General features: G+C 29.5%; 23 protein-coding genes. 16 read left to right on the top strand and 7 right to left on the bottom strand.

Annotated elements, in window-relative coordinates; translation table 11 throughout:
- The 8 genes from pgmB to Q1A46_RS04720 all read left to right on the top strand — a co-directional run bounded on the left by pgmB (position 1) and on the right by Q1A46_RS04720 (position 11,183).
- A complete protein-coding gene (gene pgmB / locus Q1A46_RS04685) occupies positions 1 to 660 on the top strand; it encodes a beta-phosphoglucomutase (RefSeq protein WP_299674580.1) in 660 nt (219 codons plus the stop codon).
- A gap of 27 nt (positions 661 to 687) precedes the next feature.
- Positions 688 to 2,997: a glycoside hydrolase family 65 protein gene (locus Q1A46_RS04690; protein WP_299674583.1), complete on the top strand. Its 2,310-nt coding sequence runs from the start codon at positions 688 to 690 to the stop codon at positions 2,995 to 2,997.
- Positions 2,998 to 3,021: 24 nt separating this feature from the next.
- A complete protein-coding gene (locus tag Q1A46_RS04695) occupies positions 3,022 to 3,972 on the top strand; it encodes an alpha/beta hydrolase (protein ID WP_299674586.1) in 951 nt (316 codons plus the stop codon).
- The gene (locus Q1A46_RS04700; RefSeq protein WP_299674589.1) at positions 3,972 to 6,350 is read left to right on the top strand and encodes a TIM-barrel domain-containing protein; all 2,379 of its coding nucleotides are present in this window, start codon (positions 3,972 to 3,974) and stop codon (positions 6,348 to 6,350) included. Before Q1A46_RS04695 ends, Q1A46_RS04700 begins: the two co-directional genes overlap by 1 nt.
- Positions 6,351 to 6,352: 2 nt before the next feature.
- Positions 6,353 to 8,020 carry an alpha-amylase family glycosyl hydrolase gene (locus Q1A46_RS04705; protein WP_299674592.1) on the top strand — a complete coding sequence of 556 codons (1,668 nt, stop codon included), beginning with the start codon at positions 6,353 to 6,355 and terminating at the stop codon, positions 8,018 to 8,020.
- A 2-nt stretch (positions 8,021 to 8,022) separates the two neighbouring features.
- Entirely contained in the window at positions 8,023 to 9,459 is a 1,437-nt protein-coding gene (locus Q1A46_RS04710) for an alpha-amylase family glycosyl hydrolase (RefSeq protein ID WP_299674595.1), read from the top strand.
- Positions 9,460 to 9,706: 247 nt separating this feature from the next.
- Positions 9,707 to 10,498 carry a hypothetical protein gene (locus Q1A46_RS04715; RefSeq protein WP_299674598.1) on the top strand — a complete coding sequence of 264 codons (792 nt, stop codon included), beginning with the start codon at positions 9,707 to 9,709 and terminating at the stop codon, positions 10,496 to 10,498.
- A 139-nt stretch (positions 10,499 to 10,637) separates the two neighbouring features.
- A complete protein-coding gene (locus Q1A46_RS04720; protein WP_299674601.1) occupies positions 10,638 to 11,183 on the top strand; it encodes a DUF4251 domain-containing protein in 546 nt (181 codons plus the stop codon).
- A 7-nt stretch (positions 11,184 to 11,190) separates the two neighbouring features.
- Here Q1A46_RS04720 and rlmF read toward each other — a convergent pair whose 3' ends face one another.
- Positions 11,191 to 12,048 (bottom strand): 23S rRNA (adenine(1618)-N(6))-methyltransferase RlmF, encoded by an 858-nt coding sequence (gene rlmF, locus Q1A46_RS04725; RefSeq protein ID WP_299674604.1) that lies wholly within the window; start codon positions 12,046 to 12,048, stop codon positions 11,191 to 11,193.
- A gap of 132 nt (positions 12,049 to 12,180) precedes the next feature.
- On the bottom strand, positions 12,181 to 12,771 hold the full coding sequence (locus Q1A46_RS04730; RefSeq protein WP_299674607.1) for a hypothetical protein: 591 nt from the start codon (positions 12,769 to 12,771) through the stop codon (positions 12,181 to 12,183).
- Positions 12,772 to 12,922: 151 nt separating this feature from the next.
- Between Q1A46_RS04730 and Q1A46_RS04735 the strand changes: the two genes are divergently transcribed.
- Complete coding sequence (locus tag Q1A46_RS04735) at positions 12,923 to 13,807, top strand: winged helix-turn-helix domain-containing protein (protein WP_299674610.1); 885 nt, start codon at positions 12,923 to 12,925, stop codon at positions 13,805 to 13,807.
- Positions 13,808 to 13,866: 59 nt separating this feature from the next.
- Here the strand turns inward: Q1A46_RS04735 and Q1A46_RS04740 are convergent, their stop codons facing one another.
- Entirely contained in the window at positions 13,867 to 16,074 is a 2,208-nt protein-coding gene (locus Q1A46_RS04740) for a TonB-dependent receptor domain-containing protein (protein ID WP_299674613.1), read from the bottom strand.
- Positions 16,075 to 16,275: 201 nt separating this feature from the next.
- Between Q1A46_RS04740 and Q1A46_RS04745 the strand changes: the two genes are divergently transcribed.
- The 5 genes from Q1A46_RS04745 (at position 16,276) to pdeM (ending at position 22,420) form a co-directional block, all read left to right on the top strand.
- The gene (locus Q1A46_RS04745; RefSeq protein ID WP_299674616.1) at positions 16,276 to 16,650 is read left to right on the top strand and encodes a rhodanese-like domain-containing protein; all 375 of its coding nucleotides are present in this window, start codon (positions 16,276 to 16,278) and stop codon (positions 16,648 to 16,650) included.
- Positions 16,651 to 16,711: 61 nt separating this feature from the next.
- Complete coding sequence (locus Q1A46_RS04750) at positions 16,712 to 17,740, top strand: ligase-associated DNA damage response exonuclease (RefSeq protein WP_299674619.1); 1,029 nt, start codon at positions 16,712 to 16,714, stop codon at positions 17,738 to 17,740.
- Positions 17,737 to 19,323, top strand: a complete 1,587-nt coding sequence (locus tag Q1A46_RS04755; protein ID WP_299674622.1) for an ATP-dependent DNA ligase — start codon at positions 17,737 to 17,739, stop codon at positions 19,321 to 19,323. Before Q1A46_RS04750 ends, Q1A46_RS04755 begins: the two co-directional genes overlap by 4 nt.
- Positions 19,320 to 21,776 (top strand): ligase-associated DNA damage response DEXH box helicase, encoded by a 2,457-nt coding sequence (locus tag Q1A46_RS04760; protein WP_299674625.1) that lies wholly within the window; start codon positions 19,320 to 19,322, stop codon positions 21,774 to 21,776. The genes Q1A46_RS04755 and Q1A46_RS04760 overlap by 4 nt, the downstream gene beginning before the upstream one ends.
- Positions 21,773 to 22,420, top strand: a complete 648-nt coding sequence (gene pdeM, locus Q1A46_RS04765; protein WP_299674628.1) for a ligase-associated DNA damage response endonuclease PdeM — start codon at positions 21,773 to 21,775, stop codon at positions 22,418 to 22,420. The genes Q1A46_RS04760 and pdeM overlap by 4 nt, the downstream gene beginning before the upstream one ends.
- A gap of 8 nt (positions 22,421 to 22,428) precedes the next feature.
- Here the strand turns inward: pdeM and Q1A46_RS04770 are convergent, their stop codons facing one another.
- From Q1A46_RS04770 to Q1A46_RS04785, 4 genes are all read right to left on the bottom strand, one after another.
- Positions 22,429 to 23,067 carry a hypothetical protein gene (locus Q1A46_RS04770; RefSeq protein ID WP_299674631.1) on the bottom strand — a complete coding sequence of 213 codons (639 nt, stop codon included), beginning with the start codon at positions 23,065 to 23,067 and terminating at the stop codon, positions 22,429 to 22,431.
- A gap of 9 nt (positions 23,068 to 23,076) precedes the next feature.
- Positions 23,077 to 23,421 carry a hypothetical protein gene (locus tag Q1A46_RS04775; RefSeq protein WP_299674634.1) on the bottom strand — a complete coding sequence of 115 codons (345 nt, stop codon included), beginning with the start codon at positions 23,419 to 23,421 and terminating at the stop codon, positions 23,077 to 23,079.
- Between the two features lie 181 nt (positions 23,422 to 23,602).
- Positions 23,603 to 24,571 carry a sodium-dependent bicarbonate transport family permease gene (locus Q1A46_RS04780; RefSeq protein WP_299674637.1) on the bottom strand — a complete coding sequence of 323 codons (969 nt, stop codon included), beginning with the start codon at positions 24,569 to 24,571 and terminating at the stop codon, positions 23,603 to 23,605.
- A gap of 7 nt (positions 24,572 to 24,578) precedes the next feature.
- Positions 24,579 to 24,884, bottom strand: a complete 306-nt coding sequence (locus Q1A46_RS04785) for a hypothetical protein (RefSeq protein WP_299674640.1) — start codon at positions 24,882 to 24,884, stop codon at positions 24,579 to 24,581.
- A gap of 240 nt (positions 24,885 to 25,124) precedes the next feature.
- On the opposite strand from Q1A46_RS04785, the gene Q1A46_RS04790 reads away from it, so the two are divergent.
- Together Q1A46_RS04790 and Q1A46_RS04795 are read left to right on the top strand one after the other, a co-directional pair.
- Positions 25,125 to 26,048: a LysR family transcriptional regulator gene (locus Q1A46_RS04790; RefSeq protein ID WP_299674643.1), complete on the top strand. Its 924-nt coding sequence runs from the start codon at positions 25,125 to 25,127 to the stop codon at positions 26,046 to 26,048.
- A gap of 89 nt (positions 26,049 to 26,137) precedes the next feature.
- Positions 26,138 to 26,977: a universal stress protein gene (locus Q1A46_RS04795; protein ID WP_299674646.1), complete on the top strand. Its 840-nt coding sequence runs from the start codon at positions 26,138 to 26,140 to the stop codon at positions 26,975 to 26,977.
- Positions 26,978 to 26,979 lie beyond the last annotated feature (2 nt).

Raw genomic sequence — 26,979 nt, forward strand, 5'->3', positions numbered from 1 at the left:
ATGAATAAAAAAGGATTCATATTTGATTTAGACGGTGTTATTGTAGACACCGCTAAATATCATTTTTTAGCTTGGAAAAAATTAGCTAACGATTTAGGTATCGATTTTACAGAAGATCAAAACGAGCAATTAAAAGGAGTAAGTAGAGTAAAATCACTTGAAAAGATTTTACATTGGGGAGGAGTTTCTATATCTGAAGAAGAGTTTCTTCAATTAATGGACAAGAAAAATACTGATTATTTGTCTTATATAGAAACAATGACTGAAGATGAAATTTTAGTCGATGTTCCAAAAGTTTTAAATCTTTTAAAAGTAGAAAATCAAGGATTAGCTTTAGGTTCTGCTAGTAAAAATGCAAGAACGATTTTAAAGAAAGTTGAACTATTTGACAAATTTGACTCTATAGTAGATGGAACAAATGTTTCTAAAGCAAAACCAGACCCCGAAGTTTTTATTATAGCCGCAGAAAATTTAGAAATAGCTCCAGAAAAATGTATCGTTTTTGAAGATTCTATTGCTGGTATTCAAGCTGCAAATGCTGCTAATATGATATCTATAGGTATCGGTGAAAAAGACGTATTGTCTGAGGCAGATTATGTATTCAAAGATTTTTCTGAGATATCAGAAGAATTTATATCTCAACTTATAAACAAACACTAACCCCCGTACAATAATTAAAAACTAGAAATGAATCAAGATTATATCATACCGAACGAATGGTCTATTATTGAAGAAGGATTTAATGAAGATAGAGTAAAATCATCTGAAAGTTTATTCAGTATCGGTAATGGAGCCATGGGGCAACGCGCTAATTTTGAAGAAAAATATACAGGTGAAACTTTTCAAGGTAGTTATATCGCCGGAGTTTATTATCCTGATAAAACTAGAGTAGGATGGTGGAAAAATGGATATCCAGAGTATTTTGCTAAAGTTTTAAATGCACCAAATTGGATAGGAATTAATGTATGTATCAATGGAGAAGAACTTGATATAAATACATGTAAGAAAATATCTAATTTTAGAAGAGAATTAAATATGAAAGAAGGTTGGTTGTCACGTAGTTTCAATGCTACATTAATCAACGGACTTGAAGTAAAAGTAGAAACAAAACGTTTCTTGAGTATTGATTTAGATGAAGTAGGGGCAATTTCATATAATGTAACACCTATTTCTGCTGATGCTACAGTTATTTTTGAGCCTTATTTAGATAGTGGTATTCAAAATGAAGATAGTAACTGGGATGATCAATTTTGGAATACAATTAATGTTTCAACAGAAAATGATCAAGCATTTATAGAAGCACATACAATGAAAACTAATTTTCATACTTGTACTTTTATGCAATCTGAAGTTTTTGTAAATACTAAAAAGCAAGAGCTAAATCCAGAAGTTGAAAAATCAGCAACTAAAGTTTCTTTCAAATATATAACTCAAGTAAAAACAAATGAAACTGCTAGTATTCATAAGTTTGGAGGTTATGTAGTAGATCGAAACCACGATAAAAATCAATTGATTACAGCTGCTAAAAACACCTTAAAATTAGCAACAGATTTAGGATTTTCAACATTATTATCTCAGCAAAAAGAAGCTTGGGCTAATATTTGGGAAATGGCAGATATTACTATCGAAGGAGATGTAAAAGCTCAACAAGGTATTCGATTTAATATCATGCAATTAAATCACACATATTTAGGTAAAGATGCTCGATTAAATATTGGTCCGAAAGGATTTACAGGTGAAAAATATGGAGGTAGTACATATTGGGATACTGAAGCATATTGTTTACCATTTTATATGGCTACTAAAAATCAAGAAGTTGCCAAGAGTTTACTAACGTATCGATATCATCAGTTAGATAAAGCTATTGAAAATGCTGAGAAAAACTTAGGTTTTAAAAACGGAGCAGCTTTATATCCTATGGTAACTATGAATGGTGAAGAATGCCATAATGAATGGGAAATTACTTTCGAAGAAATTCATAGAAATGGAGCAATATCTTTTGCTATTTTCAATTATCATAGGTACACAAATGATTACAGTTATATTCCAGAAATGGGACTAGAAGTTCTTATTGGAATTGCACGTTTTTGGCACCAAAGAGTTAACTTTTCAGAGGATAAACAAAAATATGTAATGTTAGGTGTAACTGGTCCTAACGAGTATGAGAACAATATCAACAATAATTGGTACACAAACTACATTGCAAAATGGTGTATTGATTATGCTTTGGAAAATATAGAGATTGTTAAATCTGATTTTTCTGCTGATTATGATAGAATTGCAGCTAAAACAAACATTACAACTGAAGAGTTAGCCGATTGGAAGAAAGTTGCAGACAATATGTATTTCCCATATTCTGAAAAGCATCAAGTTTACTTACAACAAGATGGATTTTTAGACAAAGAGTTAATTACCGTTGCAGATCTAGATCAATCACAACGCCCAATTAATCAAAAGTGGAGTTGGGATCGTATTTTACGTTCACCTTACATCAAGCAAGCAGATACGTTACAAGGATTTTATTTCTTTGAAGATCATTTTACAACAGAAGAATTAGAAAGACATTTCGATTTTTATGAACCTTTTACAGTTCATGAAAGTTCTCTTTCTCCTTGTGTTCATAGTATTCAGGCTGCTAAACTAGGAAGAATGGATCAAGCCTACACATTTTATTTAAGAACTTCTCGTTTAGATTTAGATGATTATAATAAAGAAGTAGAAGAAGGCTTACATATCACTTCTATGGCAGGTACATGGATGAGTATTGTTGAAGGTTTTGGTGGAATGCGTATTAAAGACGGATTATTAAGTTTTACGCCACAAATTCCTAAACAATGGGATGCATTTTCTTTTAAGATAAATTTCAGAAATCAAATATTAAAAGTAAATGTTTCTAAGAAAGGAACAGAATTCGAACTAGAAGGAAATAAAGAATTAGAACTTCTGGTAAATAATAATAAAATACTGGTAAAACCTAACAGTTTAGTAACAGTATAATAATTAAGTTCGTTAAATTTAAGTATGAAAAATGTTCTACACCTTATAGTTTTGTTTATAGTGTTGAGTTGTAATACTCAAGTTAAAAGTAATGCTCAAAAGAATGAGAATTTTGTAATTAACAAACAAACAATTATTACTTTATTTGAAGGGACTTTAGAACGTTTAGAACATTTTTCTTCTAAATTTATTAAAGAAAGACCCGTCGATGTTTGGTTACCAAAAGATTATTCTAATAAAAAGAAGTATAATGTTTTGTACATGCACGATGGTCAAATGCTTTTTGATAGTACTCAAACTTGGAATAAACAAGAATGGAAAGTTGATGAATGGTCATCAAAATTAGCTAAAGAAGAAAAAATTAAAGACTTTATTGTTGTAGGAATACATAATATTCCAAAGATTCGATGGCAAGATTTATTTCCTCAAAAAGCTTATAATTTTATAGATGAAGAATCTAAAAAACTATTAAAAAGTATCTCCGGATCAAGTGATTTTACTTTAAATGGTGATAATTATTTAAATTTCATAGTAAAAGAATTAAAACCTTTTATTGATAGTAATTATTCTGTTTATACAGATAAAGATCATACGTTTGTTATGGGTTCAAGTATGGGGGGATTAATGTCTATGTATGCAGTCAGTGAATATCCAAAAGTATTTGGAGGAGCAGCTTGTTTGTCTACACATTGGGTAGGCGCAATGCCAATGGATGAAAATCCTTTTCCAGATGCAATATTTAAATATATGACTCAGAATTTACCAGGTTCTGGAACACATAAAATTTACTTCGATTACGGAAATAAAACTTTAGATCAGCATTATCCTCAATATGCTCCTAAAGTAGACGAAATTTTAAAGCAGAAAGGATATACAGTTAATGCTAAGAATTTATTTTTTGAAGGAACAGATCATTCAGAAATATCTTGGGCTAAACGATTAGATACTCCTCTTTTATTTTTATTAAAGAAATAATGAAAAAACTTTTCTTCATTTTATTTTGTATACAAACGTTTGTATACGCGCAAAATAGTAGCAGAATTTTTAAAGAAGCTTCTGTACAGAATGGTGATATTTTAACTGTTAAAGTTAATGATGGTACCTACAAAATTCGTTTTTATTCTAATCAAATAATAGAAACTAATTTTATTCCAAAAGAAGAGACTTTTTCTACAACATCTCATGCTGTAATCAAACAACCTGATAATGTGGATATCTATTTAAATGATTCTGGTGAAAAAGTTATTTTTAAAACGAAAACAACTACTGTAGAAATTATTAAATCTCCTTTTCAGATAAAATATTACTACAACGGAAACTTAATAACTTCAGAAAAAAAAGGTTTTCATAAAAAAGAAAATAACGATGCTATAGAACTGAATTTAACTTCAGAAGAAGTTTTATACGGAACAGGTGCTAGAGCATTAGGAATGAACAGAAGAGGAAATAAATTGCAATTATACAACAGGGCTCATTATGGTTACGAAACTCGATCAGAGCTAATGAATTTTACCATGCCAGTGATAGTTTCTTCAAAGAAATATATGATTCACTTCGATAATGCTCCAATTGGATATTTAGATTTAGATAGTGAAAAGAATAATTCGTTGACCTATGAAACGATTTCTGGTAGAAAAACATATCAGATTATCGTTGGTGATACTTGGTATGATTTATTAGACACTTATACAGATTTAACGGGGAAGCAACCAATGATTCCACGTTGGAGTTTAGGGAATTTTTCTAGTAGATTTGGGTATCATTCAGAAAAAGAAACTAGAAATACAATACAAGCTTTTAAAAATGAGAAGATTCCAGTAGATGCTGTTATTCTAGATTTATATTGGTTCGGAAAAGATATAAAAGGTACTATGGGAAATTTAGAAATCTTTAAAGATTCTTTTCCTAATATGAAGAAAATGGTCAGTGATTTCAAGAAAGAAGGTGTAAAAACTGTTTTAATTACTGAACCGTTTATTTTAACTACATCTAAAAAATGGGATGAAGCTAAATCTAAAGGAATTTTAGGTAAAGATGAAGCTGGAAATCCTTTTACCTACGATTTCTATTTTGGAAATACAGGCTTAATTGATATTTATAATCCTGAAGGCAACAAATGGTTTTGGAATATTTATAAAGGCTTAAAAGATATGGGAGTTGAAGGTTTCTGGGGAGATTTAGGAGAACCAGAAGTTCATCCTTCTAAATTACTACACACAACAGGAACTGCTGATGAAGTTCATAATATTTACGGTCACGATTGGGCTAAATTAATTTATGACGGTTACAAAGCAAACTATCCTAACGAACGTCCGTTTATTTTAATGCGAGCAGGATATTCTGGCTCACAACGATTTGGATTAATTCCTTGGTCTGGTGATGTTAACAGAACTTGGGGTGGTTTACAAAGTCAACCAGAAATTGCTTTACAAATGGGAATGCAAGGATTAGGTTATATGCATTCTGATTTAGGCGGATTTGCAGGTGCTAATTTAGATGACGAATTATATGTACGTTGGTTACAATATGGTGTCTTTCAACCTATTTTCAGACCTCATGCACAAGAAGAAGTTTCTAGTGAACCTGTTTTTAGAGCAGATAAAGCTAAAGCACTGGCTAAAAAAGCAATTGAATTACGTTATCAATTATTAACCTATAATTATAACTTAGTTTTTGAAAACAATCAGAAAGGAAAACCGTTAATGCGTCCTTTGTTTTTTGAAGATAATACTACATCACTTTTTACAAATTCAACTTCATATTTATGGGGTAACGATTTTTTAATTAGTCCGATTTTAAAAGCTAAACAAACCGAGCAAAGAGTTTACTTTCCTAAAAATCATTATTGGTTTAATTTTTATTCTGATGAACTTGAAGAAGGAGGAAAGTCAAAGAGTGTTAAAACTACAGAAGAAAACATTCCTACCTATGTAAAAGCAGGAAGTTTCATTCCTTTAACAAGTATAGTGCAAACAACTAAAGAGTATTCTTTACATGCATTTGATTTACATTATTATCATCATGCTACAGTGACAAAATCAAGTAGAGAATTGTACAATGATGATGGAATTACTGCGAATGCTTTTGAAAAAAAGCAGTATGAAATTTTAAAGTTTTCATCAAAAGCTAAAGAGAAATCAATTTCAATCCAATTAAAAGCACAAATTGGAGAAAATTTCAAGAAAAGTAAAAAACAAATCAATTTAATAGTTCATAATATTAAATCAAAACCTAAAAAGGTAAAAACAAACAACAATAAGGTCGAGTTTACTTGGGATTCTACTAAAAACCAATTAGTAATTCCTGTACAATGGGACACTTCAAAATCAAATAAAATCACTATAAAATTATAGTAATGAAGAAACTATATTTAATAATGCTTTTTGCTTTAATCATTGTTAGTTGTAAAGAGCAAAATAAAGCAGAAGAAAAACCAATAGCTGAAAAAAAAGAAACTCCTTTTGTTTGGAACGGAGCGAATTTATATTTTTTACTCACAGATCGTTTTAATAACGGTGACACTTCAAACGATATCAACTTCGATCGTTCTAAGAAAACGGCAAAACTTCGTGGATTTAAAGGCGGAGATTTAAAAGGAATTACTCAAAAAATCTCTGAAGGTTATTTCGATAAATTAGGAATAAATGCGATTTGGATGACTCCTGTTGTAGAACAAATTCATGGAGGAACTGATGAAGGAACAGGAATTACCTATGGTTTTCATGGGTATTGGACTAAAGATTGGACTAAAATTGATCCTAATTATGGAACTGATAATGATTTAAAAGAATTAGTTGAAACAGCACATAAACATGGTATGAGAATTTTATTAGATGCAGTAATTAATCATACTGGTCCAGTAACAGATAAAGATCCTGTTTGGCCAGAAGAATGGGTTCGTACAGATCCACAGTGTAAATATGATAATTATGAAAATACAATCACTTGTACTTTAGTAAAAAACTTACCAGATATTAAAACAGAAAGTAACGAAGAAGTTGCCTTACCACCCCAATTAGTTGAAAAGTGGAAGAAAGAAGGACGTTACGAACAAGAAGTAAAAGAATTAGATGAATTCTTTACAAGAACAGGATATCCAAGAGCACCTCGTTTTTATATCATGAAATGGCTAACTGATTATATTACAGAGTATGGAATTGACGGCTATAGAGTTGATACTGTTAAACATACAGAAGAGAATGTTTGGCAAGAATTTAGAAAAGAGTGTGATTATACATTTGCAGAATGGAAAAAGAATAATCCATCTAAAGTGTTAGATGACAATGGATTTTATTTAGTAGGAGAAGTGTATAATTACAGTATTTCAAACGGAAAACAATTCAATTTTGGAGACAAAGAAGTGAATTATTTCGATAAAGCATTTAATAGTTTAATCAATTTTGAATTTAAATGGAATGCTAAACAACTATCGTTTAAAGATTTTAATGAAAAATATAGTCAAGCTTTAAGTAATGATTTAAAAGGATATGGAGTATTAAATTACATGAGTTCTCATGATGATGGAATGCCTTATGATCCTACTCGAGAAAAAACTTTTGAAACAGCAAATCGTTTATTGTTAGGTTTAGGAACATCTCAAGTGTATTATGGAGATGAATCTGCTAGATCTTTAATTATTGATGGAACTGAAGGTGACGCTACTTTACGTTCTTTTATGAATTGGGATGCCATTCAAAATGATAAAAAAACACAAGAAGTTTTAGCACATTGGCAAAAATTAGGTCAGTTCAGAAAAAATCATCCAGCTGTTGGAGCAGGAACTCATTCTGTAATAACCGAGTCACCGTATGTTTTTTCTAGAAATTATAGTAAAGATACATTTACAGACAAAGTTGTAATTGGAGTTGATTTAAACCAAGGTGATAAAGTAATTGATGTAACATCAGTTTTCGAAAATGGAGACGAGTTAAAAGACGCTTATTCTGGTCAGAAAGTAACAGTTAGCGAAGGAAAAGTAACACTAAACTCACCATTAAAAACAATTTTATTAGAAAAGATTTAACCATGAAAAAAATACTAAGTATACTATCTATAGGGCTATTACTTCTTTCTTGTAAACAAGAAGTTAAAAAAGAAGAAAAGTTAGCAAATAATGAAGAAAAAATAATTACTGAAAAGTTAAAACCAATTTCTAAAGAAGTTTTAGAAACTGCTGTAATTTATGAAGCTAATATTCGTCAATATTCACCAGAAGGTAGTTTCGATGCTTTTACAAAAGATATTCCTGAGTTAAAGAAATTAGGAGTAAAAATTATTTGGTTAATGCCAGTATTTCCAATTTCTGAAACGAAACGTAAAGCTACAGGAGGAAAGGATAGTAAATTTGCTTCTGAATTTCCTGAAGCTGAAAGAAAAAAATACTTAGGAAGTTATTATGCTGTGTCTGATTTCAAAAAAATTAACCCTGAATTCGGAACTATTGAAGATTTTAGAAAGTTAGTGAAAACTGCTCATGATAACGGTATTTATGTGATTTTAGATTGGGTTCCTAATCACACAGGTTGGGATCATACTTGGTTAACAACTAATCCAGATTTTTATACAAAAAATGACAAAGGAGAAGTTGTTCATCCTGAAGGAACTGACTGGACTGATGTTGCTGATTTAAACTATGAAAATCCAGATTTACGTAAACAAATGATCGCAGATATGAGCCACTGGATTGTTAACGAAAATGTTGATGGTTTCCGTTGTGATGTAGCTGGACAAGTTCCTACAGCTTTTTGGCAAGAAGCTATTCCACAATTAAGAGCTAAAAAAGACATTTTTATGCTAGCAGAAGCTTGGGAACCAGAATTATTAAAAGATGGTTTATTTGATATGGGGTACGGTTGGGATCGTCATCATGCAATGAACCACGTCGCTAAAGGTGAGAAAAAAGTAAACGATTGGTATGCTACTTTTGATAAAGATGTTAAGCGTTACGCAGCTGATGACATCATTATGAATTTTGTTACAAATCACGATGAAAACTCTTGGAATGGAACTATTAAAGAAAGAATGGGAGAAGGTGCTAATGCTTTTACTGTACTAAATTATGTAACACCAGGAATGCCTTTAATTTATTCAGGACAAGAATATGGTTTAAGTCATAGATTAAAGTTTTTTGAAAAAGATTCTATTCCAAAAACTAAAGGTACAGAATGGACTTTATTAGAACAATTAGCTAACTTAAAGAAAGCTAATAAAGCGATGCATGGAGGAAAAGAAAAAGCAAATTATACTAAAATAGATCTTAAAAATGATCACGTATTAGCTTTTTCAAGAGCAAAAGAAGGAGACGAATTAACATTTGTTGCTAACTTATCTAAAGAAAGTCAAAAAGTTACTTTAACTTCAAAAGCCACTCAAAAAGATTACTTTACGAACAAAGAATTTAAGGGAACAACTGAGGTCGAATTACAACCTTGGCAATATTTAGTTTTAGAAAAGACGAAATAAACTAAAAATCAACTATACTTTAAAAAGGGTCATGAAAATCTCATGATCCTTTTTTTTGGTATAATATCAAGTTTTCAATTTTTAAATTTCTAGTATAACAACTGAGTTATTTCCTTTTTTTCCTGAGCTAAAAAAGGGAAAATCCCTTATAAGATATTTTCTTACTGATTATAGTTTTGCTTCGTGATCAAACAATAGCTATTCGATAACGATCTAACTAAAAAGAACAAAACACAAAATTTAAAGAATGAAAGTATTTTATAACTACATAGTAATTGCATTAAGTATTTTAATTATCGGATGTCAAAATGATGAAGAAATTATAGAAACAGATACTGTATTAAAAGCACAAGAAGGAATTGTTCAAAAAGAATTTCCAAGTGAAATTATAAACATCAATCACAAATATGATTATTACGGTAAAAAATTTCAAGTAACCTATGTATTCAATAATGAAACACAAGAGTTAATCGATGCTTATGGAGATGATGCTATCGCTAAAGAAATATTTGGTAAAGACAAAAAAGGTCCTCAAGGAACTTTAGTTTTAGCTGTGAAACAAGAAGGAAATTATAAAGAAATTTCAATGAAAATCTTCGATACTGTGAATGAAATAGATCAATATACAAAGGAAGAACAAGTTGCAGAACCAATTAAAGAACAGATTAAAGGGAAATTAGCTTCGAGAAATAATTGTTTTGATATTGATTTACCTGGAAATGATGAAATCCGCTTTTTTGAAGACATTAATTACGTAACTGAATTAACAGATATTAGAGGTTTAAATAAAAGAACTTATGGGAAACAATATTTGGCTCATAACAACGACAGAATTAGTTCTTTTTATATGAGATCTAATGAATTTCAACAGATTAGTTTTTACGAACACAGTTGTTATACTGGTAAAAGATTAACATTTAATAAATACCATACTTCTCAGTTTTATGGTGAAAGTAATTTAAGGCATCATACTTTATCTGGAACATGGTTTTGGAGAGTATCTTGGAATGATAAAATTTCTTCATTCTGGATGCCATAAATAGAGATTAGTTAAGATTGATTAAAGAGAGACAAAAAAGTCTCTCTTTTTTGTTTTTAACTCTATTGATTGATTTTTAACGTATTATTGTCAGGTATTTATAAACTTTTTTTTGTAATTTTATAAAAAAGCATTTATTATGAAAAGAGTATTATATTTTTTGTTGGTTATAGTTTTAATAACTAGTTGTGCTTCTACCAAAGAAAACTACACTGCTGTTCAGTTGAAAAAGTTTAATGAAATAGTAGAAGGAAAACCATTTAGTATCAATTCCAGAAGAGCTTATCCAAGAGTTACAGCAGCCTTAAATTCTTTACCAGCTAACGTGCTATTGCCGAACGGAAACACTATAAATATGATAGATATTACTGGGCATGGAAGTGTTTTTAATTTTAATAAAGATTCTTTAACTAAAGGTAATTTACCTTACTATGGCGAACGTCAGTTTGCTGGAAATTATAGCAGTACAAATATTGGAATTGAATTTGACGCTAAAATAACAAACTACAAAACCTCTAAGACTAAAAGAGATAATCATCAAATTAAATTTACAGTTAGAGATAAAAACTCAAATACAGAAAGTTATGATGTAACTCTAGTGATTTATAAGAATTTAAAAACCAGAATGGATATTAATTCAACTCACAGGTTTCCAATTCAATATTCTGGTGTAATTACAGAATAGTTGTAACTTATAAATCTTTGGTAAAAGACCAAACTAAAATTCTTGTCATTTTATTTCCATGTTGCATTGGAATAATTTTGTACTGTGCTTTTAATTTTAAAAGTTGTTTTTCTAGTTTGGGTAAATTTTCTTTTTTAGCTATTAAACTTGTAAAAAAACCTACTTGATTTTTAAATAAAACACTTTGTTTAATCATTCTTTTTAAGAACAAAGCTTCACCACCGTTACACCACAATTCGTTGGCCTGGCCACCAAAATTAAGTTCAAATTCTTTTTTATTTAAATTATTTAGTTTACGTAATGTTCCTTTTTTTGCTTCATTTTCTGAACTATGAAAAGGAGGATTACAAACTGAGAAATCGAAATAATCGTCAGTTTTTATAATGCCATCAAAGATGTTTGCATTATTACTTTGATGAATTAAACTTACATTTTTCTTTAATTGGGGTGTAAAATCAATATTTTCTTGAGCAATTTTAATACTTTCAGCGTTAATATCAGATCCTACCATTTTCCAATTATAAACTTGGCTTCCTAAAATGCAGTAAATTGCATTTGCGCCAACACCAATATCTAAGCCTCTAACTTCTTTTTTTTCAGGAAGAATATCAGCTATATGATGAATATAATCAACTCTACTTGGAATTGGCGGACATAAATATCCTGCGGGTAATTCCCAATTCAATATGTTATAATTCGCAATTAAAATTGCTTTATTTAAAGCTACCACAGCTTTTGGATTTCCAAAATCTATGGTAGTAGTATGATATTCATTTTTAAAAGTAAAAGCTTTTAAATCAGGATTTGCATCAGATAATTTTTCAAAATCGTAAGCAGAATCTTTATGTAAGTTTCTTGAATGCATAAGATTGTAAAATTATCAAAAAAACGTTAGAGAACAATTATCAATTAACAATGAATAATATATTATTAACTGATAACTGATAACTGATAACTGATAACTGATAACTGATAACTGATAACTGATCATTGACCACTAACAACCATCTCTACGAACCCTTAATTCACCATGCTCATGAACTATAATAAAAGGAATTTCTTCTAAAGTACAACGAGGTTCAATAACAAATTTTATTACTCCTGTTACAGTAAAATTTTCTTTAGGTGTTTTTATTTTATAATTTTTACGATAAGTAGTGTTTTCTTTTACCCAATTAACATAACCATTTACATATGGATGTGAGTCGAAAACTTCTTTAGATAATGGATTTTCAGTAATACCTTTTTCTATAGCGATATGTTTATTATCTCTAATTTCTACTCTAAATTTTCCTTTAAAATCTCCTTTAGATTTTGGAGATACAAAAAATGCTCCTTGATTCAATTTTATGTCTATTTCAAAACTATGTTTATTCTTATCAATTTGAAAAGTTTTCATAGTTAATTCATACGGATTGATATTTTTTGAAACATCGTAAACAAAACTATTATTGTAATAGGGACTTGTGCAATTATCTGTTTTTACGTTTTTAGCTACTGATTTTTCTCCTTTCATTTCTGCATTATTTTCTTTTTTACATGAAATTGTAAAAAGTAAAGTAAAACCTAAGATTATATATTTAATCATTTTTTTATTGATTTAATAATTAGTAATTTATGAAAAAATATCGCGAAATTTTATTTCATTTTTGATATCTCAAAGTTAGAATATGCTTTTCCAAAAAGTGTCAAAAGAGTGTAAAAGAAGTGTCAAAAGCTATAAATTATGGTAAAATTATATGTTATTTGTTGCAATGATTTGTAAAAAACTTTTTTCAAGATTAATACAGACAATTGTCTTACTATTTTTAATTTCTTGTAATTCTTCTTCAGAATCTTATTTTTCAGAAATAGTAAAAGTTTCATTAAGACAAGTTGGTCACGAAATACTTACTGCAAATAAGGATTTAACATCTCCTGTTTTACCAGTGAAAAAAATTGATGACAAAACTTATGAATTATCATTTCCCAATACTATAGAAATCGAACCTGGAAAATTGGTAAATCTTATTGAAACGAATTTTAAAAAGGCAAAATTACCAGAAGCTTATATTGTACAAGTATTTCAGTGTATTGATAATGAAGTTGCTTATAGTTATTTAATGCAACAAGAAATACAAGAAGGTATTATTCCTTGTGCTAATAGAATTTTAGCTAAAAGTTGTTATACAATTAGAATAAACTTCACAGGAGACTTAATAACAAGTTCAACTAATTATAAGAATAATTATTTCATAGTAGTTTTATTAATTGTAGTAATTATTATTTTCTTATTACTATTTAAAAAGAAACAGCAAAGAAATAAAAATACAGTAGTTGAACAAGAAGTGAAACTAATTATAGGTAATTATTCTTTTTTGCCAGATAGGAATATTCTTATTAGAAATTCTAATGAAATGAACTTATCTAAAAAAGAATGTGATTTATTATTGATTCTTGTAGAAAATTTAAATCAAACTGTAAAACGTGAGGAACTTACAAAGAAAGTTTGGGAAGATAATGGAGTAGTGGTTAGTAGAAGTTTAGATACTTACATTTCTAAATTGCGTAAGAAATTAGCTGAAGATGAAACTATAAAAATTACCAATGTTCATGGAGTTGGATATAAACTAATTGTAAAATAAAAAAGACTCAATATTGTAATCGAGTCTCTTTTAAATGATTTTGAAATTAGATTAAATCCCTAAAACCTAACTGAAATAGTTCCTGTTAAGAAAAAAGGAGTTCCAGGTGTAAAATGGATTTCTTCAACAGAATTTACTTCATTTTGCAAACGAGATTCTGTTGCAAATTGAGTTTCATTCCATTCTGTATCAAAAAGGTTTTTCACTTGTACACCAAATGTGATGTTTTTATACTCATAACCAACATTTAAATCTGTTACGGTGTAACCTTCTGCAACAATAGAATTATCTTCATTTGCTGGTCTGTCTTTAATATGTCTTAGTTGCGCGCTTCCAAAAAATCCTGATTTACTTTTATAACTTAGTCCACTTGTCAATGTAAAATCTGGAGCTAAAGGAATAAAATCTTGTCCTTCTAATTCTTCAGAAGCTCTTGCGTGTGTATAATTTGCATCAAAATTGAAATAAAGTTGATCAATTGGTTCATATCTTAAACTAAAATCAATTCCCTGACGATTCGTTTTTCCGCTAGGTTCTACAATTCCTGCATCTCCAACATACACAAACTCTTGTTCTAAGAATAAATACCAATATGCTGTGTTAATTAAAACTTTAGGAATAGGTTTCCAGATAATTCCAGCATCAAATCCATAAGAAGCAGGTAAAATCGTATTTCCATTTTGAGCAACAACTACTCGAGTATCGTTTGAATGAAAACCTTTACCTGTTTTTAAATAGAGCTGAGTATTATCATTATGATTATAGAAAATGTTTAATTTCGGACTCACAATACTAGCTGTTTCAGACTGTGTTTCGTAATTCGTTTGTAAATTGTCATTATACTGGAAATTGAAATAATCTAAGCGTAAAGCTGGATTTATAGTAAACTTTCCGAAGTTAAAATTAGCACTAACATAACTTCCAAGGTTTGTTTCATTGATATCACCAAACTGAATTCGATTTAAAGTTTGCCTACGATTTACTGTATTTGCTAATTCATTACCAAAACTTCTGTCATTTCGCAAGCTAATTCCAGCAGAAAAACTTCCATCAAGTGAAGTGAAATTTTGTTTGTAATCACTTGTTGCACCGAAAATTCTTCGAGTTTCTTTTTGTTTGATTTGATCACCGTTAACAGGATCATCTAAGAAAAAAGTGAAATTAGAAAACAATTCGAAATCATAACGATTATAAAAAACTTTGTTTTTAATAGAAGCATTTTCAGAAATTATCTTGTCGTAAGTAAGTAAAGCGTTAGTTCTGCTTGTAGAACCTCCTTCAGTATCGTCAATAGCACCAAAACGAGTTATTAATCCACTACCTACAGCACGTTGAGGAATTTGTCCAGAAGCATCCCATTTACTTGTAAAATGAGAAATAGTTAATCCAACTTTGTCATTGTCAGTTACATTTAAACTGTATTTTCCAAAAATATTTAATCTATTGAAATTTTGAGAACTCTCAAAATATCCATCTGTCAAAATATATTCTGAAGCAATATAAGCACTCTGTTTGTTGTTATTCACAATATTAAACATTCCTAATAAACGTTTTGTGTTAAACTGACCCACATCTAGTTTTAATAAATTACTGCTTAATCTTTCTTTAGTTTTAAAGTTTACATATCCTGCTGTATTAAAGTTTCCCTTATCTGCATAATACGCACCTTTACCGAAATCTATTTTATCAACGGTTTCTGGAATAACAAAGTGTAAGTCTGCATATCCTTGTCCGTGTGCATGAGAAACCATATTTACAGGAAGACCATCTGCTGTTATTGTAATATCAGTTCCATGATCGATGTCAAATCCACGAAGAAAAATTTGTTCTGCTTTTCCTCCACCGGCATGTTGGCCAATGAATAAACCAGGAACTTTTTGTAGAATCTCCTGTGATGAATTTACTGGCGAAACTTGTATGTCTACATCTGCAATTACATTTAAAGCATTTAATTTTTTAGCAATGGTAATTTCTTCAAGTGATACTAAGTTTTCTTCTAAAGTTATTGTAATTAGCTTTAAATCATTTACAACGACTTGTTTCTTTTTGTAGTTGATATGACTTATAATTAATGTATCTCCAACTTTTACATGGTGTAAAATAAAAGCACCTCTATCATTACTATGCGTATGATGTTTATCACTTGAATTGTAAATATGAGCTTCTACTATAGGAATATCATTTTGCGATACTATTTTTCCTTTTAGAGTTTGCGCTGAAAAGTGTTGTATAAAAAGCAAACTACAAATTGTAAATAGATACTTCATTTGGTTAATTTATTGGCTGGTTTTTTCTGTTTTTGTAGGAAACAAAACTAAAGATATAAACCCATCTTTAGAAGATTATAAAGCGAATTAACAGTTTAAATTTTTTACAATAGAATTGTTAATTTTCGCTAAAATTTGAGATGATTCCTGATAAAAGTTTTAATTTTCATCATGAATATCAATTTGAAAATAAAACAATAAATGAAACACATACTAACAATACTTGTAATGACAATTTTTACACTTTCATGCACGTCTAAAAAAGATTCAAATGTAATCGTGTTAAACGTTTCGGAATTCAAGAAAGAAATACTCAATCAAGATATTCAATTAATAGATGTTAGAACTTCCAAAGAATTTAATCAAGGTCATATTTCAAATGCAAAATCGATAGATTATTTCTCATCATCATTTAAAACTGAACTGAATCAATTAAATAAAGAGAAACCCGTTTACTTATATTGTAGAAGCGGAAAAAGAAGTGGAAAAGCTTCTAAAATATGCAGTGAATTAGGATTTAAAAAAATTTATGATTTAAACGGAGGTTATTTAGCTTGGTCAAAAGAAAATAAATAAACCTTCATATTAATGTCACAAGAATTATTTTTTGTTTAATATTTTATTAAATTTGTTAAACATGAAAATAGTTCGTTTCACCAAAAAAGGCATTTATTGTATCCCTGGAAAGTTTTATATCGATCCTTGGTATCCTGTAGATTATGCAGTAATATCACACGGACATGCTGATCATGCGCGTTGGGGAATGAAGCATTATCTCTGTCATACACACACTAAAAATATTTTAAAACACCGCATTAGTCCAGATATTTCTGTAGAAACACTCAATTATAATGAATCTAAAACGATAAACGGAGTTAAAGTTAGTTTTCATCCAGCAGGACATATTGTCGGATCTTCTCAAGTTAGATTAGAATACAAAGGAAAAGTTGTAGTTTTTTCTGGAGATTATAAGATAAAAGAAGATAATTTAACTATTCCTTTTGAACCGATTACGTGTCACGAATTTATAACAGAAAGTACTTTCGGATTGCCAATTTATAAATGGCAAACAGAAGCTGCGATTCAATCGCAAATCCATAATTGGGTGGCAAAAAACAAAGCCAATAATCGAACAAGTGTGTTTTTTGGGTATTCGCTAGGAAAATCACAACGTATTATGAAACTTTTAGAAGGGTTAGACGAAATCTATGTTCATAATGCGATTCATCACATAAATACAGCAATTACAGCTTCAGGAGTTAAAATTCCAGAAACCATTCGTTTAGATGGAAATTTTAAAAAAGCAGATATTCAGAATAAAATTATCATTATGCCGCCAGCTTTGCTTGGAAGTAAAATGCTAAAAAGAGTACCAAATGCAGCCACAGCAATTTGCTCTGGTTGGATGCAAATTAGAGGAAACAGACGTTGGAGAGGTGTAGATGCGGGTTTTGTAGTAAGTGATCATGCCGATTGGGATGGATTATTAAAAGCTGTAAAAGCAACAAACGCAGAGAAAGTTTATGTAACTCACGGATCTCAGGCTATTTTTTCTCGTTACTTAAATGAAATCGGAATCGAATCTGAAGAAGTTATTACCGAATATGGTAATGATCAAATAGAATCAGAAGAAAAGCAAATTGTAACCCAAGAAACAACTTCATGAAACAGTTTGCTGAACTTATAAACGCTATAGAAATCACGAATAAAACCAATGCAAAAATTGATGCACTAGTCGATTTTTTTGCAACAGCACCAGACAAAGATAAACTTTGGATGATTGCTTTATTTACTGGAAAAAGACCTTCAAGACCAGTAAAATCTTCGTTAATGAAATTATGGTGTGCAGAGATTTCTGAACTTCCAGAATGGTTGTTTTTAGAAAGCTACAGTACAGTAGGTGATTTAGGAGAAACTTTAGCGTTATTATTACCTGAACCAGAAACAACAATTGAAAAGTCGTTACATGAATGGATGTTAGAATTAATTGCTTTAAAACCTAAAAATGAAGAAGAAAAAAAAGAATATGTGATCAATGCTTGGAACGGATTACAAATGCAAGAACGATTGATTTTTAATAAATTAATTGGTGGAAGTTTTCGAATTGGTGTTTCTAAAAAAACATTAGTCAATGCTTTAGCAAAGTTGACGAATATTGATGTAAATAAATTGATGCACAGCATTATTGGTAACTGGGATATCAATACAATTTCCTTTGATGAATTGTTATCAGGAACTCATATAAACTACGATAATTCTAAACCGTATCCGTTTGCATTAGCATATAGTTTAGAGAAAGAACTTGAAGAATTAGGCGATATAAACGATTGGCAAATAGAACATAAATGGGATGGAATTCGTGGGCAAATTGTAAAACGAAATAACGAACTGTTTATTTGGAGTAGAGGAGAAGAACTAGTTACAAACCAGTTTCCTGAACTTGTAGAAGCATTTTCTACCTGGAAAGAAGATTTTGTTTTAGACGGAGAAATTTTGGCTATTAAAGATAGCAGTGTCTTATTATTTAATGATTTACAAAAGCGATTGAACCGTAAGAATGTCACTAAGAAACTATTAGAAGAAATTCCTATCGGATTTTATGCTTACGATTTGTTAGAATATCAAAATGAAGATGTCAGATCAGAAAATCTCGGTGAAAGAAGAAAGAAATTAGAAAGCATATTTCTAAACAATACGACCAATACCATTAAATTATCAAATGCAATTAAAGTAGATTCCTGGGATGAATTAGATGAAATTAGAAACGATTCTCGAAAAATAAATGCTGAAGGATTAATGCTAAAATCTAAAAATGCAGAGTATCATATTGGTCGAAAAAAAGGAACTTGGTGGAAATGGAAAATAGATCCATTGACGATTGATGTAGTTATGATTTATGCGCAAAAGGGTAGTGGTCGTAGAAGTTCAAAATACACAGATTATACATTTGCAGTTAAAAAAGACGATAGTTTAGTCACGATTGCTAAAGCTTACTCCGGACTTACAGATGCTGAAATAACTGAAGTTAGCCGTTGGGTAACTAAAAATGCTACAGAGAAATTCGGACCAGTTCGTACAGTGAAACCAGAATTGGTTTTTGAAATTGCTTTTGAAGGAATTGCTTTAAGTAATCGTCATAAATCTGGTGTTGCACTTCGTTTTCCTCGAATTAAGCGTTGGCGAAAAGATAAAACAGTAGCAGATATCGACACTATAGAATCTGTAAAAGACTTAATTTTTAATCAATGAGTATAGAAACAACTGAAGGATATAAAATCATTGAAGATTGGTTGTCTTCTAAAAACTTTTCACCTTTTGATTTTCAATTGAAAGCTTGGAAAAAATACGCTCAAAATTATAATGGATTAGTCGTTGCACCTACTGGTTTTGGTAAAACCTATTCCTTGTTTTTAGCTGTTTTAATAGATTATTTAAACCATCCTGATCAATATAAAAAAGGCTGTAAATTATTATGGATAAGTCCTCTGAGATCTTTAGCTAAAGATTTGCAAAAAGCAATGCAAATAGTAATCGATGAAATCGGTTTAGATTGGGTTGCAGCTGTTAGAAATGGTGATACTCCACAAAATATTCGTAGACAACAAGAACGAAAAATGCCAGATGTGCTGTTAACCACTCCAGAAACGATGCACTTGTTGTTTACACAAAAGAAAAATTCAAGATGGTTTAAGAATATTCGTTGTGTAGTTATTGATGAATGGCATGAACTTTTAGCTACAAAACGTGGAGTTTTAACAGAGTTAGCTATTGCTAGAATTCGATCATTAACCAAAAACTTACGAGTTTGGGGAATTTCAGCAACTATAGGAAACTTAGAAGAAGCAAAAACAGTTTTGTTACCAAACCCAGAATTTAAAACGACAATCATCACTTCTAAAGAAAAAAAGAAACTTAAAATTGTTTCGTTACTACCAGATGAAGTGGAATTATTGCCTTGGGCTGGTCATTTAGGCGGACAATTGGTGAAAAAAGTATTGCCTATTATTTATGAAAATACAACAACGTTAATTTTTACAAATACTAGAAGTCAATCAGAGCTTTGGTACCAATTGTTATTAGATACTGATCCAGATTTAGCCGGACAAATTGCAATTCATCATGGTTCTATCGATAAAAAACTACGAAATTGGATTGAAGATGCTATTAATGATGGATTATTAAAAGCCGTAGTTTGTACTTCTTCTTTAGATTTAGGTGTCGATTTTAAACCTGTAGATTGTGTAGTGCAAATAGGTTCTGCTAAAGGAGTTGCACGTTTTATGCAACGAGCGGGTAGAAGTGGACATTCACCAAACGAAGTATCAAAAGTATATTGTTTACCAACGCATACTTTACAATTGATTGAAGTTTCTGCCTTAAAAGAAGCGGTAAAGCAAAAAGATGTTGAAGCTAGAATTCCTGTAGTTTTATCATATGATGTTTTAGTTCAATTTTTGGTGTCTTTAGCTGTTGGAGAAGGTTTTCAATGGAAAGAAACTTTTGAATTAATTCAACAAACACATGCTTTTGCTGAACTTACAGAAGAAGATTTTAGTTGGGCAATGCAGTTTATCACTCAAGGTGGAAATACATTAAAGACTTACGAGGAATTTCATAAAGTGGTTTTTGAAGAAGAAACCAATTTATATAAAGTTACCAGTAGAAGAATTAGCATGTTACATCGTATGAACGTTGGCGCTATTGTAAGTGATGCTATGTTGAAAGTTCGTTTTATGAAAGGCGGATTTATTGGTATGATTGAAGAGTTCTTTATTTCTAAATTAAAAAACGGAACTCCGTTTGTATTAGCAGGCCGAGTTTTAGAAATCGTTCATATTAAAGACATGACCGTTTTTGTAAAGAAAAGCAATTCTAAGAAAGCGATTACACCAAGCTGGAAAGGAGGGAGACTACCATTAACTTCATACCTGAGTCATTATTTACGATTAAAACTTAACGATGCTTTACATCCTGGAATTCGAGAGAAAGAATTAAAGTTTTTAAATCCATTGTTAACAACTCAAAATAGTAACTCTCATATACCAAAATCGGATGAGTTTTTGGTAGAAAAAATAAAAACAAAAGAAGGTTATCATTTGTTTTTCTATCCTTTTGAAGGTCGTTTGGTACACGAAATTATGGCATCGCTAATTGCTTATAGAATTAGTAAATTGAAGCCAATTACATTTACAATTGCGATGAATGATTATGGTTTTGATTTGTTGAGTGATCAAGAAATTCCTGTTTTTGAAGAAAATTTAGATCGTATATTGTCCAAAGAAAATCTCATGGAAGATGCCATAGCAAGTGTAAATGCTTCTGAAATGGCTAGTAGAAAGTTTCGTGATATTGCTGTAATCGCTGGTTTGGTTGTACAATCGCAACCCGGAGCAAGAAAAACAAATAAGAGTTTACAATCGTCATCTGGCCTAATTTTTAGAGTTTTAGAAGATCATGAGCCAAATAATTTATTATTAAGACAAGCCTACACAGAAGTGTTTAATGAGCAATTAGAACAAGCACGATTATTTGAAGCTTTTGATCGTATTTCGAAGAGTAAAATCATTTTAAAAGAGGCCAGAGGTTATACTCCTTTGAGTTTCCCTATAAAAGTTGATAGTTTACGAGATACTATGAGTAATGAAAAACTAGCAGATCGTATTTTACGATTACAAAAACAACATTATAAACTGATTCAGTGAATATTTTAACAGAAGATATTGAGTTTTCCAATACTAAATTAACCTTAACAAATCAACGAGTTATCTATTGGAAAGACAAAGAAGCATTAATTTTATCTGACATTCATATAGGGAAAACTGCACATTTTAGACAACATGGAATTGCTGTTGCCGACACTATTTTACATGAAGACTTACAACGTTTATCAACCTTAATTACTCATTTTTCCCCAACAAGAATTATTGTGGTTGGAGATTTATTTCACGCAAATTACAATTCGAATATTGAGATTTTTAAAGATTGGTTGGTTTCAATTTCACATATTGATAAAGTTCTAATCAAAGGAAATCACGATAAAATGTCTGAAAAGAAAATACAAAAACTTGGTTTTGAAATCGTTTCTTTTTTACGAGAAAACGGACTCACTTTTCGTCATGATTTAGATGATGCAATTGAAGGAGAATCTATAATTTGTGGTCATATGCATCCTGGAGTTCGTATTAAATTCAAAGGAAATCAGCACATAAAATTACCGTGTTATTTGGTAAGTAAAAGCCAATTAATTCTTCCTGCATTTAGTCTATTTACAGGTTTGAATACAAAGTTTGATCAAGATAAAAATAAAGCTTATGCCTTTGATGAACAACTAATTTTTAAAGTTTAAAATATATTTTAATGCTCAATTAAAAGGTCATTTCTTTTTAAGGAATTTAGTAGTTGTTTTTTTAATTTATTGATATTCTTTTCCATGTTGTGACTATCTTTTATTTCGAATTGACCTTTCCAAATCAATTCTCTTTCCTTATCTGGACAAATACAATATAAAGACGTTTCGAATACTAAAATGATATAATCTTCTTTCTTTCCCTTTTTTCTCATGTAATTGTACTGATTTCCATAGTAATATTCTTCAAAGGTTTGATTGCTTTTCATGTATTCATAAAGTAAATTTGCTGTATGATATCTTTTCTGTCTTCCTACAATTTTTGTTACTAAAATTGCGTCAAAATCATCTTCCAATAAATCCTTTTCGATTTGTTGAAATTCAGTTTTAGATATTTCTCTTTTTATGAAAGGCTCATCAAAAAAATCAATGCTTTTCTCAACAAATACACTTTCTGACTTTAAAGATTTTTCTATACTGTTTTCAGTAATTTGTCTTGATTCAGTATTGGTATTCAAACTAATTATTAATGTTTTATTAGCATGGAAAAATCCTATATCTGGATTCTTATATTGTTGAACTAATTTGCTACTTACACAACTAATATTAAATAATAAGGCTATTCCTAAAACAATGATTTTTTTCATATCAATTTGTTAATCAATAATTCTTTTTAATCCTAAAGCTATATTTCTTTCCAATACAGAAAAATCGTCATCAGCATTAAAAATATCTCTCATTTCATTAAAAAGTAATTGAATTTGGTGAGCAGAATAATTAAGATCGTGTAAAGTGTTTTTTATTTTATGAATAGATTCATAATCATTATCTAAATTAAACACTTGATACATTTTATTGAAAGTTGATTCAGAAACTTTAGTTTTAATTAAACTCAATTCTTCTTCAGATTCTTTTAAGTCAGCATTCATCACATAAATGTAAAAGTAAGCTTTTAGTTCTTCATTATTCCAGTCTGTTTTTAATTGTAATTTGATGCTCATAATAATCTGTTTTTATAGACCTAAAAGTATTTTACTTTTGATTCATAAAATATGATATTGGTCAGTTAAGATTTTAAATATCAGTATCACATAATAAAAAACCTAACTCATTATGAGTTAGGTCATTTATAAAAGAACGGGTAAAAATGAAAAAGAACAGATAACTATATTAAAAGTTATTTTATAAAAATGTATGCTGAACGACATACATATAAATTGGCATACCTAAGGTTATATTAAAAGGAAAAGTTATTGCTAAAGCCATTGGCAAATACAAACTAGGATTTGCTTTAGGAGCTGCAATTCTCATAGCTGCAGGAACAGCTATATAAGAAGCACTTGAGGCTAAAATGGCAATTAAAAATCGATTTCCAATTTCATCTAGCCAAATTCCTGAGATGTAAGCAACTAAACAGCCATTAATTAGGGGAATAACAATAGCAAACAATAAAGCGAACCAACCTTTTTTTATTAATGCGCCTATTTTTTTACCACTTGTTATTCCCATGTCTAGTAAAAATACTGCCAGAAAGCCTTTAAAAATATCTGTTGTAAAAGGTTTAATTCCTGCTGCTTGAGCATCACTAGCTAAATACCCAATAACTAAACTTCCTATAATTAAAAGAACACTACCATTAGTAACTGAATGTTTAATTAATTCAAATAATTCTTTGGTTGATCGTTTGCCATTAGAAAACAATCTCATTAATAAAACCCCAACAATAATAGAAGGAGCTTCCATTAGTGCCATTACAGCCACCATGTGTCCACCATAATTTATTTTTTCCATATCAAGAAAACTAATTGCAGTAATAAAGGTTACAGCACTTACAGAACCATATGCAGCTGCAATAGCTCCTGAGTTTTCTACTGAAAATTTTCTTCTTAAAATAAAGAACGTATAAAAAGGAGTAAGAACTGCTAAAAGAAACCCTATAATCAATCCCCCGTAAATTTCTGATGAAAAGTCGCTATGTGCTAGCTCTTGACCTCCTTTAAATCCTATAGATAAAAGCAAATACAGCGAAATAAATTTTGAAGAATTCTTTGGGATTTCTAAATCACTTTTTATTTGTGAAGCGAAGATTCCTAAAAAGAAAAAAAGTAAAGCTGGATTTGTTAAATTATCTATTAACAAATGAATGTCCATTTAATAATTATTTTTGTTCATCAGTAAGTTCAATACTTACCGTACTTTTTAATTTGATTTGTTTTCCATTTGCTTTAGCAAAAGCAATAATTTCAGATAAATTATTCTTGTCTAATTTTAATTCTTCTATTCTACTACTATCAAAAGTTGTTTTGTGATTATGATCTCCTTCAAGAAGAATTAATCGATGTAGTTTGTGATAATTAATTTTAGTATTAATAAAACTCTTTAGTAAATCATGTGCATGAACAGGAGTAAACGTACCATCTATAAGTTTTAAACTATTTACTAATGTTTGTGTTTCGATATTCATTTTTTTGTTTTTTTGATACCACAAATTTTATATTAATTTTTGATATATTATTATTTATTTTTTTTTACAAAAACATTAATTATTTTTATTTATAAGTTTTAAAGTATTGAAATAATTGACTTTATTGAGTATTGATTTGTCGTATTAAATCAAAATATTAACTTATATTTAAGTATATTTACATAAGCTTTAAGTTATATATAACTTAATTTTGCTTTATAAATTAGATTATTAGACTGTATGAATTATACACTTCACCAATTAAAAGTTTTTTTAGAAATTGTAGATAAAAAAAGTATAACTAAAGCTGCAGAATCTTTATTTCTAACTCAGCCTGCTGTTTCAATTCAACTTAAAAACTTTCAAGAACAATTTCCTATACCATTAACAGAAGTAGTAGGGAAGAAGCTATACATTACTGATTTCGGACAAGAAATTGCAGATACAGCTAAGCAAATTCTTATTGAAGTTGAAACGATAAATCATAAAACTTATGCTTATCAAGGAAAACTTGCCGGACAATTAAAGTTAGCTGTAGTTTCAACTGGTAAATATGTAATGCCATATTATGTGACAGACTTTTTACAACAACATCCTTCAATAGATTTTTCTATGGATGTAACGAATAAACAACGTGTTGTTATGAACCTTGAAAATAATGATGTAGATTTTGCTCTAGTTTCAGTATTACCATCACATTTGAACTTAGAAAAGGTGTCATTACTTCGAAATAGTTTGTATCTCGTTGGAAGTTCATCTAGAGTTGATAAAAAAATAAAGAAAAATAAAATTTTCACTGAAGGTCCGTTGATATATCGTGAAAAGGGATCGGCAACTAGAAATGCTATGGAGAATTTTATGGAAGCGAAGAAGCTGCAATCAGCAAAAAAGATAGAATTAACTTCTAATGAAGCTCTAAAACAGGCAGTTATAGCTGGAATGGGATATTCTATAATGCCGTTAATAGGAATTAAAAATGCATTAATAAACAAGGAAATTTCTATTATTCCTTACAAAGGTTTACCAATAGAAACAGAGTGGAACCTTGTGTGGAGAAAAGAAAAAAAGCTAACTCCAATTGCCAAAGCTTTCGTAGACTATATAACGCTGAATAAGAATTCAATTAAATCAAAATACTTTTCATGGATTGATGAAGCCATATAATTTGGCTTTATAATTTGTTTGACATGATAATTATCATAGATAATCATTTACATTACAAGTAATTTTACTTGAAAATAAAATGTAAAATGATGAATATTTTAATACCTACAGACTTTTCTAAAAACGCGAATGAAGCATTATTTTATGCGTTGAAAGTATTTAAAAATGAACCTTGTAAGTTTTATCTTTTACATACTTTTGAAGTAGAAATTCCTATTTTTCTTGGTAAAAATCATAAAGAAGAAGGTAAATTAAGATATAAAACCAAGCTTGCTGATGTAAACAAACAACTTAACGAAACATTATTAAGTGTTTCTGTAATTTCTGATCAATCTGATCATTCTTTTGAAACATTAATATCAACTAACTCTTTAGTTGAATCGATACAAAAATCTATCAAAAAGTTTAAAATAGATTTAGTAGTTATGGGTACAAAAGGTGCTAGTGGATTGAAAGAAATTTTTATAGGAAGTAATACTGTAAAAGTTATAAAATCGATTCATGAAATTCCGTTATTAATTGTTCCTACCGAGGTTAATGATTTTAATTTAAGTAAAATAGCCTTTGCAACAGCTTTTGACAAGAAGTATTCTATAAGATCAATAAACTATTTAATAACTTACTGTGAATTACATAAAAGTAATTTAGAAATTATTCATGTAGATAATTTAAAAGAATTCACTTATGATGAAAATGAACATCGTAAAATGCTTGAAGAAAATTTAAACGGTATTAATTATTCAATCAATTTAATAACTAAGAATACATCTACAGAAAAAGATATCAGAGATTATTTAAACACAATAAATTACGATTTATTAATTATGATAAATTACAAACATGACGATTTTTACAATTGGATGAATGAATCGGTTGTAAACAAAATGGGATATCACACAAAAATTCCTTTTTTGATATTGCCAGAATGATA

This window comes from uncultured Tenacibaculum sp., assembly GCF_947502995.1.
GTDB lineage: Bacteria > Bacteroidota > Bacteroidia > Flavobacteriales > Flavobacteriaceae > Polaribacter.

Coding starts and splice junctions, on each gene's coding strand:
- pgmB (WP_299674580.1), top strand. CDS start 1: ATGAATAAAAAAGGATTCATATTTGATTTAGACGGTGTTATTGTAGAC.
- Q1A46_RS04690 (WP_299674583.1), top strand. CDS start 688: ATGAATCAAGATTATATCATACCGAACGAATGGTCTATTATTGAAGAA.
- Q1A46_RS04695 (WP_299674586.1), top strand. CDS start 3,022: ATGAAAAATGTTCTACACCTTATAGTTTTGTTTATAGTGTTGAGTTGT.
- Q1A46_RS04700 (WP_299674589.1), top strand. CDS start 3,972: ATGAAAAAACTTTTCTTCATTTTATTTTGTATACAAACGTTTGTATAC.
- Q1A46_RS04705 (WP_299674592.1), top strand. CDS start 6,353: ATGAAGAAACTATATTTAATAATGCTTTTTGCTTTAATCATTGTTAGT.
- Q1A46_RS04710 (WP_299674595.1), top strand. CDS start 8,023: ATGAAAAAAATACTAAGTATACTATCTATAGGGCTATTACTTCTTTCT.
- Q1A46_RS04715 (WP_299674598.1), top strand. CDS start 9,707: ATGAAAGTATTTTATAACTACATAGTAATTGCATTAAGTATTTTAATT.
- Q1A46_RS04720 (WP_299674601.1), top strand. CDS start 10,638: ATGAAAAGAGTATTATATTTTTTGTTGGTTATAGTTTTAATAACTAGT.
- rlmF (WP_299674604.1), bottom strand. CDS start 12,048: ATGCATTCAAGAAACTTACATAAAGATTCTGCTTACGATTTTGAAAAA.
- Q1A46_RS04730 (WP_299674607.1), bottom strand. CDS start 12,771: ATGATTAAATATATAATCTTAGGTTTTACTTTACTTTTTACAATTTCA.
- Q1A46_RS04735 (WP_299674610.1), top strand. CDS start 12,923: ATGTTATTTGTTGCAATGATTTGTAAAAAACTTTTTTCAAGATTAATA.
- Q1A46_RS04740 (WP_299674613.1), bottom strand. CDS start 16,074: ATGAAGTATCTATTTACAATTTGTAGTTTGCTTTTTATACAACACTTT.
- Q1A46_RS04745 (WP_299674616.1), top strand. CDS start 16,276: ATGAAACACATACTAACAATACTTGTAATGACAATTTTTACACTTTCA.
- Q1A46_RS04750 (WP_299674619.1), top strand. CDS start 16,712: ATGAAAATAGTTCGTTTCACCAAAAAAGGCATTTATTGTATCCCTGGA.
- Q1A46_RS04755 (WP_299674622.1), top strand. CDS start 17,737: ATGAAACAGTTTGCTGAACTTATAAACGCTATAGAAATCACGAATAAA.
- Q1A46_RS04760 (WP_299674625.1), top strand. CDS start 19,320: ATGAGTATAGAAACAACTGAAGGATATAAAATCATTGAAGATTGGTTG.
- Q1A46_RS04770 (WP_299674631.1), bottom strand. CDS start 23,067: ATGAAAAAAATCATTGTTTTAGGAATAGCCTTATTATTTAATATTAGT.
- Q1A46_RS04775 (WP_299674634.1), bottom strand. CDS start 23,421: ATGAGCATCAAATTACAATTAAAAACAGACTGGAATAATGAAGAACTA.
- Q1A46_RS04780 (WP_299674637.1), bottom strand. CDS start 24,571: ATGGACATTCATTTGTTAATAGATAATTTAACAAATCCAGCTTTACTT.
- Q1A46_RS04785 (WP_299674640.1), bottom strand. CDS start 24,884: ATGAATATCGAAACACAAACATTAGTAAATAGTTTAAAACTTATAGAT.
- Q1A46_RS04790 (WP_299674643.1), top strand. CDS start 25,125: ATGAATTATACACTTCACCAATTAAAAGTTTTTTTAGAAATTGTAGAT.
- Q1A46_RS04795 (WP_299674646.1), top strand. CDS start 26,138: ATGAATATTTTAATACCTACAGACTTTTCTAAAAACGCGAATGAAGCA.